Origin of the sequence: Streptomyces sp. NPDC051555 (genome assembly GCF_044454405.1) — a bacterium.
Classification (GTDB): Bacteria; Actinomycetota; Actinomycetes; order Streptomycetales; family Streptomycetaceae; genus Streptomyces.
On sequence record NZ_JBITDP010000002.1, the window covers coordinates 276,766 to 290,318 of the forward strand.

General features: G+C 71.0%; 7 protein-coding genes and 2 pseudogenes. 5 read left to right on the forward strand and 4 right to left on the reverse strand.

What is annotated here, in order from left to right; translation table 11 throughout:
* Positions 1-351: 351 nt before the first annotated feature.
* Positions 352-642, forward strand: a pseudogene (locus ACIBEA_RS05720) (VOC family protein); the annotation flags it as partial.
* A 72-nt stretch (positions 643-714) separates the two neighbouring features.
* On the opposite strand, the gene ACIBEA_RS05725 reads toward ACIBEA_RS05720, so the two are convergent.
* From ACIBEA_RS05725 to ACIBEA_RS05735, 3 genes and pseudogenes are all read right to left on the reverse strand, one after another.
* Positions 715-2,652, reverse strand: coding sequence for an APC family permease (locus ACIBEA_RS05725; protein WP_399258338.1), 1,938 nt, complete (start codon positions 2,650-2,652; stop codon positions 715-717).
* Between the two features lie 204 nt (positions 2,653-2,856).
* Complete coding sequence (gene kdpB / locus ACIBEA_RS05730; protein ID WP_399258340.1) at positions 2,857-5,007, reverse strand: potassium-transporting ATPase subunit KdpB; 2,151 nt, start codon at positions 5,005-5,007, stop codon at positions 2,857-2,859.
* A 264-nt stretch (positions 5,008-5,271) separates the two neighbouring features.
* Positions 5,272-6,220, reverse strand: a pseudogene (locus ACIBEA_RS05735) (hypothetical protein); the annotation flags it as partial.
* A gap of 343 nt (positions 6,221-6,563) precedes the next feature.
* Between ACIBEA_RS05735 and ACIBEA_RS05740 the strand changes: the two are divergent.
* Positions 6,564-7,574 (forward strand): quinone oxidoreductase family protein, encoded by a 1,011-nt coding sequence (locus tag ACIBEA_RS05740; protein ID WP_399258342.1) that lies wholly within the window; start codon positions 6,564-6,566, stop codon positions 7,572-7,574.
* A gap of 311 nt (positions 7,575-7,885) precedes the next feature.
* On the opposite strand, the gene ACIBEA_RS05745 is transcribed toward ACIBEA_RS05740, so the two are convergent.
* The gene (locus tag ACIBEA_RS05745) at positions 7,886-8,176 is read right to left on the reverse strand and encodes a GNAT family N-acetyltransferase (RefSeq protein ID WP_399258344.1); all 291 of its coding nucleotides are present in this window, start codon (positions 8,174-8,176) and stop codon (positions 7,886-7,888) included.
* Between the two features lie 192 nt (positions 8,177-8,368).
* Here ACIBEA_RS05745 and ACIBEA_RS05750 point away from each other — a divergent pair, with 192 nt between their 5' ends.
* From ACIBEA_RS05750 to ACIBEA_RS05760, 3 genes are all read left to right on the forward strand, one after another.
* Entirely contained in the window at positions 8,369-9,763 is a 1,395-nt protein-coding gene (locus ACIBEA_RS05750) for an MFS transporter (RefSeq protein WP_399259039.1), read from the forward strand.
* Positions 9,764-9,787: 24 nt separating this feature from the next.
* Entirely contained in the window at positions 9,788-11,923 is a 2,136-nt protein-coding gene (locus tag ACIBEA_RS05755) for a helix-turn-helix domain-containing protein (RefSeq protein WP_399258346.1), read from the forward strand.
* Positions 11,924-12,032: 109 nt separating this feature from the next.
* Entirely contained in the window at positions 12,033-13,445 is a 1,413-nt protein-coding gene (locus tag ACIBEA_RS05760) for a serine hydrolase (RefSeq protein ID WP_399258348.1), read from the forward strand.
* Positions 13,446-13,553 lie beyond the last annotated feature (108 nt).

Genomic DNA, 13,553 nt, shown 5'->3' on the forward strand with positions numbered 1-13,553 from the left:
TGCCCACGTCTCCCCGAAGAGATGCTCCTTCACTACGACCGGATGCGTCGGCCAACGGTCAACTCGGTCGTACTCGCCAACCGCGACCTCGGACCGGAAGAGATCATCGCCCGAGCCACAGACCACGGCGGCCCACTGCCGTGCAGGCACCATCTCCAAACGCGCAGGCCGCGCATCGTCGAGGGATCACCGGAAAGCGGGGACGGCGGCTGATCGTCCTCATGGAACGGCCACCCCCGGACTGCGCCACGCTCACCCCCGATGGTGGCGCCTGGCCCGCGGGTCTGCCGTAGCGGTGCTGAGGCGCAGTGCAGACCCTTTCGGAGTTCGGTGGCCTGAGGATGTCGAGAACTCCGGACCCCGGACGGTCACAACCGGCTCGAGCTGGCGAAGTACCGCAGCCCCGCCGCGATCAGCGCCGGGCCGCGCAGCCGGCCGCACGACATCCTGGGCACGCACCATCCTGGGCATGCGCACCGTGTCATGTTCGCCGTCGACGACCTCGAGGACACCGTTGCCCGCCTGCGACCCCACGGCGCCGAGCTCGTCGGCGAGATCGCCCAGTTCGAGGAGAGCTGTCTGCTCTGCTACATCCGTGGCCCGGAGGGCATCATCGTCGGACTGGCCGAGCAACTGCGCTGAGAAGGAGGACCTCGCCGTGGAGGTGTCCGGCGGGAATTCTGTCGGCTTCCTTACGGGGAACGTCAGCGAACGTCAGCCGGCGTGGACGTGGGGGCGGCGGGCGCGGTCCGGTTCGGCTTCGCGGATGACCTCGCGGGTGACGGGGGCGACTTCGCCCTGGCCGAAGAGGAAGAAGCGCAGGAAGTTGGCCATCGGGTTGCCCTCGGTCCACTCGAAGTAGATGTGGGGGCGCTGGCCGGTCTCGTCACGTACGTGGAGTAGGAAGGCGGCCAGGGCGTTGGGGATGCTGGAGCTCTCCAGGGTCAGGACCCGGTAGCGGCCGTGGAGCACCTCGCCGCGGACCCGCATGCCGGATTCGAACTCGGACGCGTCCAGGACGGTGACCTCGACGAACATGACGTCGTCACCGGGCGGGATGTCGTTGTCCGCGCGGATCTGTTCCTTCTTCTGCCGGTACTCGTCCAGGTCCCGGTTGTCGGGCTCGTTGGCGATGAAGCGGATGGTGCGGTTGGACGTGTCGCGGATGAAGCGCTGCGCCATGTCGTCCAGTTCCACGTCCGTGACGCGGAGCTCGAAGACGCGCGCGAGACGGGAGAGGAGGGAGAGCGCCATGATGCCGCCGATGAAGCAGGCGCCGATCTTCACGCCGTCGGGGCGCTCGACGACGTTGACGGCCGTGGTGTAGATGAAGACGGCGGAGATGACTCCGAAGCCGATGGTCCAGCCGCGCTCGCCCGCGCGGCGGGCGGCGATGGTCACGGCGACGGCCGCCGAGGTGATCAGGACCAGGACGCCGGTGGCGTACGCGCCGCCCTGGGCGTCGACGTCGGCGTTGAAGATCCAGGTCACCAGGAACGCGATCAGGGTGAACACGATGACCATGGGGCGCAGGGCTCGGGCCCAGTGTGGGGCCATGCCGTAGCGGGGCAGGTAGCGCGGCATCAGGTTCAGCAGGCCCGCCATCGCGGAGGAGCCGGCGAACCACAGGATCAGGATCGTGGAGATGTCGTAGACCGTGCCGAAGGCCGAGCCCAGGTGCTCGTGGGCCAGATAGGCGAGAGCCCGGCCGTTGGCCTCGCCGCCTGGCTTGAATTGGTCGGCGGGGATCAGCAAGGTGGTGATGAAGCTGGAGCAGATCAGGAAAACGCTCATGATGATGGCCGCGGTCGTCAGCAGCTTCTTGGCGCCCCGGATCCGGCCGGCCGGCTTGGCCTCGGTGTCGTCCGGGTCGCCCTTGACGTGCGGCATGACCGCCACGCCCGTCTCGAAGCCCGACAGACCCAGCGCGAGCTTCGGGAAGACGATGAGCGCGATGGCGATCATCATGAACGGGTTGCCGTGCTCGGTGGTCAGCGCGGTCGTCCAGTCGGTGATGACGTGCGGTTCGGTCATCACGTTCCACAGACCGACGGCCACGACCACGACGTTCAGGCCGAGGTAGGTGGCCACCAGGACCACGGCGACGCCGATGGCCTCGCTGAACCCCTTGAGGAACACGGCTCCGAGCAGCGCGATCATGATCAGGGTGATCAGCACTTCGTGGCCGTGGAGCGTGCTGGTGAGGTGCGGGTTCTCCACCAAGTGCGCGGTGGCGTCGGCGGCGGAGAGGGTGATGGTGATGAGGAAGTCGGTCGCCGCGAACCCGAGCAGGGTCAGGACGAACAGCTTCCCCTTCCAGAACGTCAGGAGCCGCTCCAGCATGGCGATCGAGCCCTCGCCGTGCGGGCTCTCCTCCGCGACCCGTCGGTAGACCGGCAGCGCGCCGAAGAGCGTGAGCAGGACGAGCACGATGGTCGCCAGCGGGGACAACAGTCCGGCCGCCAGCGCCGCGATACCGGGCTGGTAGCCGAGGGTGGAGAAGTAGTCGAGACCCGTCAGGCACATGACGCGCCACCACGGCCGGCCGTGCGGCTGGGCCGCCGCCTCCTTGGCGGCGGGCGAACTGTTCTCGGCGGTCAAGCCTTCCAGCATCCACGCCCGCAGGCGCGACGTGCGGGCAGGGGTGGCCATCGTGGGGGGCTCCTGTCGTACGGCAAAGAATCAGCCATCGACATCGACGGCTGGGCCAGCGTACGCAGCCCGATCATTTATGCACGTGAGGGGACAGATCCTGACGTGTCCTTAACACGGATGGGGTCTCATGTGGCGTGGGACATGCCCTCGCAAGCGCGGGGGCGGCCCGGACGGGAACCACCCCCGCGGGGGAACCAACGTCTATCCGAGACCGGGGACGGTGGATACCACCAGGTCGATCAGTTTGATGCCGACGAAGGGCAGGATCAGTCCCCCGAGGCCGTAGACACCGAGGTTGCGGCGCAGCAGGTCGTGGGCGGAGGCCGGCTTGTAGCGGACGCCGCGCAAGGCGAGCGGAATGAGAGCGACGATGATCAGGGCATTGAAGATGATCGCCGAGGTGATGGCCGAGGTCGGGCTGCTCAGCCCCATGATGTTGAGGGCTTCGAGTCCCGGGTAGGTCGCGGTGAACATCGCGGGGATGATCGCGAAGTACTTGGCAACGTCGTTCGTGATCGAGAAGGTGGTGAGGGCTCCTCGGGTGATGAGGAGCTGCTTGCCGATCTCGACGATGTCGATGAGCTTGGTGGGGTTGGAGTCCAGGTCCACCATGTTCCCGGCCTCTTTGGCGGCCGAGGTACCGGTGTTCATCGCCACGCCGACGTCCGCCTGGGCCAGAGCCGGGGCGTCGTTCGTGCCGTCGCCGGTCATGGCCACGAGCTTGCCGCCCTCCTGCTCCCGTTTGATGAGGGCCAGCTTGTCCTCCGGGGTTGCCTCGGCGAGGTATTCGTCGACCCCTGCCTCCGCGGCGATGGCGCGGGCCGTGAGCTCGTTGTCGCCGGTCACCATGACCGTACGGATCCCCATGGCGCGCAACTCCGCGAACCGCTCCCGGATTCCCTCCTTGACCACGTCCTTCAGGTGGATGATCCCGAGGACCCGGGGTCCGTTCCCATCGTGGACGGCCACCAGCAGGGGCGTGCCTCCGGACTCGGACACGGCAGCCGACCACGTAGCGGCTTCCGCCGGTACGCTCCCTCCGCGTGTCACCACCCAGTCGCAGACCTGCGTCACCGCGCCCTTGCGGATGGCGCAGCCGGCGCCGTTGTCCCAGCTCAGGTTGACGCCGCTCATCCGAGTACGGGCGCTGAACTCGGTGAACCTCGGGTTGCTCAGGTCCTGCGTGGCGGCCGGCTCCAGCCCGCACTGCCGGGCCAGGGTGACGACCGACCGCCCTTCCGGGGTGTCGTCGGCGAGGGAGGACAGTTGCGCGGCGTCCGCGAGCCCGATGTGGTCGACGCCGGGCAACGGGATGAAGGCGGCGGCCTCGCGGTTGCCGAGGGTGATCGTGCCGGTCTTGTCGAGCAGCAAGGTGTTCACATCGCCTGCCGCCTCCACGGCTCGGCCGCTCATCGCGATGACGTTGCGCTGGACGAGCCGGTCCATGCCCGCGATGCCGATCGCGGAGAGCAACGCGCCGATGGTGGTGGGGATGAGGGTGACGAGGAGGGCGACCAGGACGGTGGTGGACTGGGCGGCGCCCGCGTAGGCGGCCATCGGCTGGATGGCGACGACCACCAGGACGAAGATGACGGTCAGCGCGGCCAGCAGGATGTTCAGCGCGATCTCGTTCGGGGTCTTCTGCCGGGACGCGCCCTCGACCAGGGCGATCATCCGGTCCATGAAGCTCTGCCCCGGGCGCGAGGTGACCCGTACGACGACCTCGTCGGACAGGACGGTCGTGCCCCCCGTGACACCGGACCGGTCGCCGCCCGACTCCCGCAGCACCGGAGCCGATTCACCCGTGACGGCCGACTCGTCCACCATCGCCGCCCCGTCGACCACGTCTCCGTCGGCCGGGACCAGCTCCCCCGCCTCGACGAGGACGAAGTCGAAGGGCTGGAGATCGGCCGGCGCGACCACCTCGGTCTCCGCGCTGCGCAGGTTCGCCCCGTACGTCCAGTGGTTCAGCCGGACCGCGACCGTGTCCGTCCGCGCCTTGCGCAGGGATGCGGCCTGGGCGCGGCCGCGGCCCTCGGCGACCGCCTCGGCCAGATTGGCGAAGAGGACCGTCAGCCACAGCCAGACACTGACCACCCACGTGAAGACGGACGGATGGATGACCGCCGACAGCGTGGTCAGCACGGAACCCACCGCGACGACGAACAGCACCGGCTTCTTGACCAGTTCACGCGGGTGGAGCTTGCCGACCGCCTCTCGTGCGGAGGCTGCGAGCAGCTCGGGCTCCAGTACGTCTGCCTGCCCGACCCGCTTCCGGGGCGGCCGGTTGACCGGAGCCCGCGGAGGGGTCCCGAGACCCGGAGGAACGTGCTGCGCGGCGGCGGGAGCCATGAAGGGACCTTCCGGTGAGTTCGACTGAGGCAGGACATCCCTGCCGGCGGGCCGGACAGGGGTGTGAGAGAGGTGTCGCCGCCGGGGACCACTCCATGGACCCCCTCGGCCGTCATGTGAGTGATCGAGGCCCCGGCGGCGCAACAAGCAGGAAACTACCGCCCGTTCGCAGGCCGTCCCTCATGCGCGCAGAGGATTTGGCGCCGTCTTGACGTCGGCACATCGAGATGTGTCAAGCATCCGTCAGGGATGCGTCAAGGCAGGTCAGCGCATGTCAGAGGTGATGCGGAAGCGCAGCCGGCAGGTGACGGCGTCGGTGTCGCGGCGTACCGCGCGGGCGACGACGGAGCCGCGCTGGTTCTGCAGCAACCGCTGCCACAGGCGGGCGGGTTCGGTCTCCGGGATGAGGACGGTCACCTGTGCGCTCGCATGGGTCCGCGCCAGCTCACGTACGTACGCCGATACGGGGCGGCCGAGCGAGCGGGTGTCCGAGGAGAGCTCGATCAACTCCACTCCGGGCTTCCACAACTCCCAGTCCCGGCGCAGCGGCTCGGGGCCTGTGCGATGCGGCCGAGCTCCGGACGCTCACCGATCTCCGTGTAGGGGGTCGTCGCCGAGGCGGCTGGTGGACCTGGCGGTCGGCCTTGAGGGCGAAGAGGTGTGGCAGGTGGTTGTCGCGGGCCAGCAGGCTCATCAGCACCGGCAGCCCGCCGAAGGAGGTGTGCGCCGCCGGCGCCAGCAGCACCGTGGTGGCGAACTGGACGACGTAGAAGGCCGCGTTGTGACCGAAGGAGGCGTCCGCGAGTGGGGCGAGGACGGTGACGCCCTCGACCGGCTGGAGGTGGAAGCGCCCGATGAGGACCGAGAGCCCGATCAGCATGACGCCGAGCAGGGCGCCGAGAGCGACCTCGGTGCGCTGGGCCCGGCGGACCGCCGGAGCGCGGAAGGACGGCACGGCGTTGGCCACGGCTTCCACACCGGTCAGCGCCGAACAGCCCGCCGCGAAGGCCTTCAGCAGCAGGAGCGCGCCGACGGAGGTGGCGCCCTCACCGAGCGCGGAGGCGTGTCCGGTGGCGGAGGCGGTGCTGATCGGACCGTCCCGGAAGAGGCCGGCGACGACCATCGCGAGGATCGACCCCACGAACACGGCGGTGGGGACGAGGAAGGCCTTGGCGGAGTCCACGACCCGGTGAAACACCAGGCCCACCAGCACACCGGCCTACCACCACCCACCCTTCCACAACAACCTTTAGGGTCTGTTGCGAAAGTGGATCTTGCCCGTTCGCGATCACGTGTTGTGGGGCGTGGTGATCTGACGAATGGCCAGTGGGCCCGGCTTGAGCCGTTGCTGCCGCAGGGCATCAAGCCGGGGCGTCCGCAGGCGTGGACGCGGCGGGTGGTGCATTCGTCGACCCTTGACGGCCTCGGTCTCCTGTCCCAGACCCGGGTGCAAAACAGGCGTCTCAGCTCTCGGCGGGGGCGGCGGGCTGGTCCGCTTGCCGGGAATCGGATCGCCATCAACGGGGTTGGTGGGGTGAACCGATATTGGAGGGGTCATGCGAGCGATTCAGGTGTACGAAGTGGGCGGTCCCGAGGTGCTGCAGGAGGCCGAGGTGGACCAGCCGCGGCCGGGTCCGGGCGAGGCGGTCGTGGAGGTCGCCGCATCCGGGGTCAACTTCCTCGACGTCTACCACCGTGAGGGCCGGTACAGCCTCCCGCTGCCCTTCACCCCGGGTGCTGAGGGCGCCGGCACGGTCGTCGAAGTGGGACCCGGCGTCGCTGACGTCGAAGTCGGGGACCGGGTCGGTTGGGTGGAGATTCCCGGCACGTATGCCGAGCGGGCCGTCGTGGACGCCTCCCGGCTGGTGCCGCTGCCCGACGACATCGACTTCGAGACCGCCGCCGCCGTGCTCCTTCAAGGCATGACCGCGCACTATCTCGCCAAGGACGCCTACCCGGTTCAGGGGGGCGACACGGTGCTCGTGCATGCGGCCGCTGGTGGCATGGGGCTGCTTTTGACCCAGCTCATCACCCATCTCGGCGGCAGGGTGATCGGCACGACGTCGACCACGGCGAAGGCCGAGCTGGCGAAGCGCGCCGGGGCCGCTGAGGTGATCCTTTCCTCCGCGGTCGACGATCTCGCAGCCGAGGTGAGGCGGCTCAACGGCGGTCAGGGACTGCCGGTCGTCTTCGACGGCGTCGGCGCGCACACCTTCGATGCGAGCCTCGCCAGCCTGCGAACCCGCGGCCATCTCGTGCTCTTCGGCGCGGCAAGTGGTGCCGTGCCGCCGTTCGATCCGATTCGGCTCGCCCACGGCGGTTCGCTGACCCTGATCCGGCCCAGCCTCGGGGACTTCATCGCCGATCGGTCCGAACTGCTCCGACGGGCCGCCGATGTGTTCGAGTGGGTGCGCTCCAAGTCGCTCGAGGTCACCGTAACGGGCCGCTACGCATTGTCCGAGGCCGCCCAGGCCCACAGCGATCTGGAGGCTCGGCGTACCACCGGCAAGCTGCTCGTCGTACCCGATGCGGCCGCTATTGGACGCCGCGAGGAGACGCGGAGCTGATCGCGGGTGACGAGGTCGGGGATCTTGGAGACTGAGATGTCGAGGGCATGGCCGACCGTCATCGCCAAGATCCCCGACAGCGTCAGAAACTCAGCAGGCCAAGCTCAAGTTCCGGCGGGTTTCCGGCGTGTCTGGGTCACACCCCTTCAAGATCCCTCAGCCGAGACCTGGAACAACCGCGCGGGAATTCGCCAGCGCCGGGCCCCCGTGGCAACGACCGTGGCCAGTACCACGAGGACCAGGGCCGTACCGATGCTGCGCGCGCCGGTGGCGTAGTGGAGGTATTCGCGGGTCAGGCGGAAGCCTGCCGATCAGGCCAGGAGGCGGCTGGGGCGGTTGTCGCGGGAGCAGGTCCAGCTCGGTGTCCGGCCGCGGGCGGCGATGTCCTCGCACAGGGCGGTGACGCAGGCCAGTGCGAGGACTGGTGGCGGTTGCCGGGGGGTGGCCAGGGCGGTGACGTCCTCGTAGCGGCTGCCGAGGAAGTAGGTGCAGGCGAGCGAGAGGGCCCGGCCGCGGTGGAAGGCGCCCCAGCCGAGGCCGGAGGCGACGAGTTGCTCCGGGCCGCCCCACGGGAACCAGCACCGCCTCCCCCAAACAGGCACACCTCCGCAATTCGGGCAGCGTCTGTCCACCCCCTTCCGGAGCGACCCACGAGGTGCGAAGGCGGCTGTGTGGTGGCTGGACACATGCGGGTGCAGGTGATTGTGATGGCGGGCCACATATGCCGCTGAACTGGGGACTTCTACGTTGTGGCAACGCCCGACGTCCCCGCAGACACCCTGGAAGTGGTGCACATGGTCTCCCCCGGAACCGTCCCGCAGGCTCCATCCGGAATCCGGCGGATCGTCGCCGCCAGTCTGATCGGGACCACCATCGAGTGGTACGACTTCTTCCTCTACGGCACCGCCGCCGCGCTCGTCTTCAACAAGCTGTTCTTCCCGACGGCCGATCCGCTGACCGGGACGCTGATCGCCTTCCTCACCTACGCGATCGGCTTCCTGGCACGGCCGTTGGGCGGGGTGGTCTTCGGGCACTTCGGTGACAAGGTCGGGCGCAAGAAGCTGCTGGTGCTCAGTCTGCTGATGATGGGCGGGGCGACGTTCGCGATGGGGTTGCTGCCCACGCACGCGACCATCGGGATCGGTGCGCCGGTCCTGCTCACGCTGCTGCGGCTGATACAGGGCTTCGCGCTCGGCGGGGAGTGGGGCGGGGCCGTGCTGATCGTCTCCGAGCACGGTGGGGACGAGCACCGCGGGTTCTGGGCCTCCTGGCCGCAGTCCGGCGCACCTGGTGGGAATCTGCTGGCCACCGGCGTCCTCGCACTGCTCGCCTCCGTGCAGTCGGACGCCGCGTTCCTGGCCTGGGGTTGGCGGATCCCGTTCCTGCTCTCCGGGGTGCTGGTGGCCGTCGGGCTGTGGATCCGGCTCTCGGTGTCGGAGTCCCCCGTCTTCCTCGCCGCGCGGGCCAAGGCGGACGCGGCGGCGGCCCGCGGGGCCGCGGAACGCGCCCCCGTCGTGCAGGTGTTCCGCCGGGACTGGCGCCAGGTGCTGATCGCCATCGGCACCCGGTTCGGCGAGAACATCTCGTACTACGTCCTCACCTCGTTCCTCCTCGTGTACGTCACCGCGCACCTGGGCCTGCCCAAGACCACCGCCCTGAACGCGGTCCTGATCGGCTCCGCCGTCCACTTCGTCACCATCCCGGCCTGGGGTGCGCTCTCCGACCGGATCGGGCGCCGCCCGGTGACGCTGATCGGCTCCGGCGGCATGGCCCTGTGGGCGTTCGCCTTCTTCGCCCTGCTCGACTCGAAGTCGTTCCCCGTGATCGCCGCGGCCGTGACCGTCGGACTGCTGCTGCACGGTGCGATGTACGGGCCGCAAGCGGCCTTCATCTCCGAGATGTTCGACACCGAGGTCCGCTATTCCGGCGCGTCGATGGGCTCCCAGCTCGCCTCGATCGTCGCCGGGGCGCTGGCCCCGATCATCGCCGTCGAACTGCTGGCGGACTACGGCTCCTCGGTCCCGGTGTCGATCTACCTCTGCGCGGCCGCCGTGGTCACGACCCTCACCGTCGCCTTCGCCAAGGAGACCCGCGGCCGCGACCTGGCGCGTACCGTGAACGACACCTCGGCGCCCGGGGCGTCCGGACGGCCCGGCCGGAAGGCTCCGCAGACCCAGCGGGCCGCCTGACCCGACCCTGAAAGGAACTCCCGTATGACCTCGGTGTGGACGGCGGACCACGGGACCTCGGACCACGGGAGCTCGGACGACGGGACCGCGGACGGCGGGACGGACCAGGGGGCGCCGGGTGCCCCGGCCGGCGCCGCGGCCGCCGCCCTGCGGGAGTTGCTCGGTCTGCTGGCCGACGGAGCGCCGGCCGAACGCTTCGCCCGGCCCGCGGCCGACGCCCGCGCGGCCGGGGCCGGGGCCGGGGAGCAGGCGTGGGTGGAGAAGGCCACCCGGGTCGCCCTGGACATCCGTCGCACCCTCGACCAACACCGGCGCCGCGAGGCGGAGCTCACCGCGCTGTTCGACACCGCCGGGGACCTGGCCGCCCTGCGGGACCCGGACGCCGTCCTGCGGGCCATCGTGCACCGCGCCCGACTGCTGCTGGGGACGGACGTCACCTACCTCACCCTCAACGACCCGGTCGTCGGGGACACGTACATGCGGGTCACCGACGGCTCCGTCTCGGCCGCCTTCCAGCAACTGCGCCTGGGCATGGGCGAGGGGCTCGGCGGCCTGGTCGCCCAGAGCGCCCGCCCCTACGCCTCCGCCGACTACCGCACGGACGACCGCTTCAAGCACACCGCGGCCATCGACAACGGGGTGAGCGAGGAGGGACTGCGCGGGATCCTCGGCGTCCCGCTGCGGGTGGGCAACCGGGTCATCGGGGTGCTGTACGCCGCCGACCGCGCGGTCCGCGAGTTCGCTCCCGAGGCGGTCGCCCTCCTCGCCTCGCTCGCCGACCACGCGGCCGTGGCCATCGACGGCGCCCGGCTGCTGGAGGAGACGCGCGCGGCCCTCGTCGAGCTGGGTGTGGCGAACGAGACCGTCCGCGCGCACAGCGAGGCGATGCGACTGGCCGCCGAGACCCATGACCGGCTCACCGAACTGGTGCTGCGCGGCGCCGACACGGGCGACCTGGCCCGCGAGGTCGCGGCCCTGCTGGGCGGCGGTCTGGTGGTCCACGACTCCGACGGCAGCGAGCTCGCCCGGGTGGCCGCGGGACCTCAAGCGCAGGAGCTGCCGGAGATACCAGGGCGGCCGCAGGCGCAGGAACGGCCGGAGGCACGGGAGCGGCCGGAGGCACGGGAGCGGCCGGAGGCACGGGACGCACAGGACGCACGCGAGGCTTGGACAGCGGCGTCCCGCTCCGGTGGCCGGGCCGTCCGCGCGGCCGGGAACTGGGTCTGCGCGGTCCTGGCGGGGCCCGAACTCCTCGGCAGCATCACCCTGACCGGCCGCCCGGAGCTCCCCGACTCCGACCGACGGCTCTTCGAACGCACCGCGCTGGTCACGGCGCTGCTCCTGTTGCTGCGCCGGTCCACGGCGCAGGCCGAGGACCGGGTCCGCGGCGAGCTGCTCGGCGACCTCCTGGCCACCGGGCCCGCGGGCCGGGTCCGGGATCCCGCCGGTCAGTCGCTGCGCGCGCGCAAGCTGGGCGTCGACCTGACCCGCCCGCACGCCGTGGTGGTGCTGCACTGCGACGCGGCGCAGCGGACCAGGCTGCTGGCCGAGGGGGCCCGCCGGGCCCGGGCCCTGGAGGGGCTCGCCGGACTGTACGAGGGCCGGGTGGTGCTCGTCGCGCCGACCGGGCACCCCGGTCCGCTGGCCCGCTCGCTCGCCGAGGACCTGGGCAGGGTCCTGGCCGTCCCGGTCACCGTGGGCTCCGCCGGGCCGGCCGCGGATCCCCCCGGGCTGCCCGCCGCGCACGCCGAGGCGTTGCGCTGCCTGGAGGCGCTGCACGCCCTGGGGCACACCGGGCAGGGCGCGGCCCTGCCGGACCTGGGCTTCCTCGGGATCCTGCTGGGCGAGCGCAGCGACGTGGCCGGCTACGCGGAGCGGGTACTGGGCCCCGTACTGGACTACGACCGCAGGCGCGGCACCGAGTTGATCGGGACCCTGGAGGCGTACTACGCGCACGGGGCCAGCCTGGCCAAGGCCAAGGACGCGCTGCACGTCCACGTCAACACCGTGGTGCAGCGGCTGGACCGGATCCGGCAGCTCCTGGGCGAGAGTTGGAACACCCCCTCGCGGGCCCTGGAGATCCAGCTCGCGCTGCGCGTGCACCGCGTATCGGGCATCCCGCGGGGCGGATCACCCGAGGTCAGCGGCCTCCCGCGTTGAGTGCGCGTCGGGATCGTCGCTCGAACGCGCACATCCGAGCGAGGTCCGTACGCTCGGTCGTCGCGGCTCTCTCCATGGCGGATCCGGGCTGTACGACCGGAGCACCACGATGGCCGTCCGCACCCGCATGCCGACCCTGGAGAGTTCGACCGTACCGAACGTGCTCGCCGCGCTGCTCCAGCACGTGCGCGAGGTCATCCGGGAAGCCGAACCCGAACCCGACCGCGCCCGCCGCCCGCACGTCCACGCGGGCCGAGCCGCCCGGGGCGAAGGGACCGACGGGGCCGAAGGGCCCGACGGACGGTCGTCCCCCGCCCGCGCCCCCGCAGCTGGAACGATGGCGCCCATGAACCGGTCCCCCGCCCACGGCCCGACGCCCCCGCCGGAGCACGTCGGGTCCCCGCCGGAGCACGTCGGGTCCCCGCAGGAGCACGTCGGGTCCCCGCAGGAACACGTCAGCGCGCTCCTGGACCGGCTGGTGGAGTCGGGCGCCGAGGCCGGGGCCGGGCTCCAGGTCGCGGCGTACGCGGGCGGGGAGCTGATCGTCGACGCCTGCGCGGGCGTCCCCGGCACGGACGCGCTGATCCACAGCTTCTCGGTCGGCAAGGGCTTCACGGCCACCCTGGTCCACGTGCTCGCCGAGCGGGGGCTGATCGACTACGACACCCCGATCTCCCACTACTGGCCCGAGTTCGGGGCGCGGGGCAAGGAACGGGCCACCGTGCGCCAGGCCCTCACGCACACGATCGGCGTACCGCAGCTCCCGGCCGGCATCACCGCGGCGGAGTTGTGCGACTGGGACACGATGTGCGCGCTCGTCTCCTCCCTGGAGCCGCTGTGGGAACCGGGATCGGCCAGTGGGTACCACGGCTGGACCTTCGGTTGGATCCTCGGCGAGACCGTGCGCCGGATCACCGGCCTGACCCCGGGAGAGGCCCTGCGCACGTACGTCGCCGAACCGCTCGGGGTGGCCGACGAGCTGTACTTCGGAGTCCCCCGGGACGCGCTCGGGCGTACCGTGCCGCTGGTGGAGGGGAATTGGGCGCAGTGGCTGGCCTCGCTGCCGCCCACCGCCCCCTTCGTCCACTTCGTCGCGCCCGACCCCGGCGTGTGGACCACCGCCGAACTGGCGAATCAGCAGTCCTACTTGCTCGCGGACCTGCCGGCCTGCGGGACCACCACCGCCCGGGCGGCGGCCCGGATGTACGCGGCGCTGCTGGGCGAGGTGGACGGTGTGAGGCTGCTGTCGCCCGAACGGGTGGAGCTCGCGGCCCGGGTGGCCGTCGAGGGGAAGGACCGGATGCTGCTCGCGCGGCACGCGAAGGGGCTCGGCTACTTCCTGGGCCTGCCCGCGATGGGCGGCGAGACCACCTCCTTCGGCCATCACGGCAGCGGCGGCAGCATCGCCTTCGCGGACCGGGCCCGGGGGCTGTCCTTCGCCCTCACCCGCACCCGCCTGGTCGCGGGCCCGGCCGACACCTCGGCCCGGGTGCTCGCCGACGCGGTCAGGGCGCTCCTCTGAACGAGTGAGGTCGCCCCGGGGCTGGAGACCGGAGACCTGAGACCGGACATCGGAAGATCCGGGCGCGCGGCGGCAGGTGCGTTGCTAACCTGCCAACACACCGCGCTG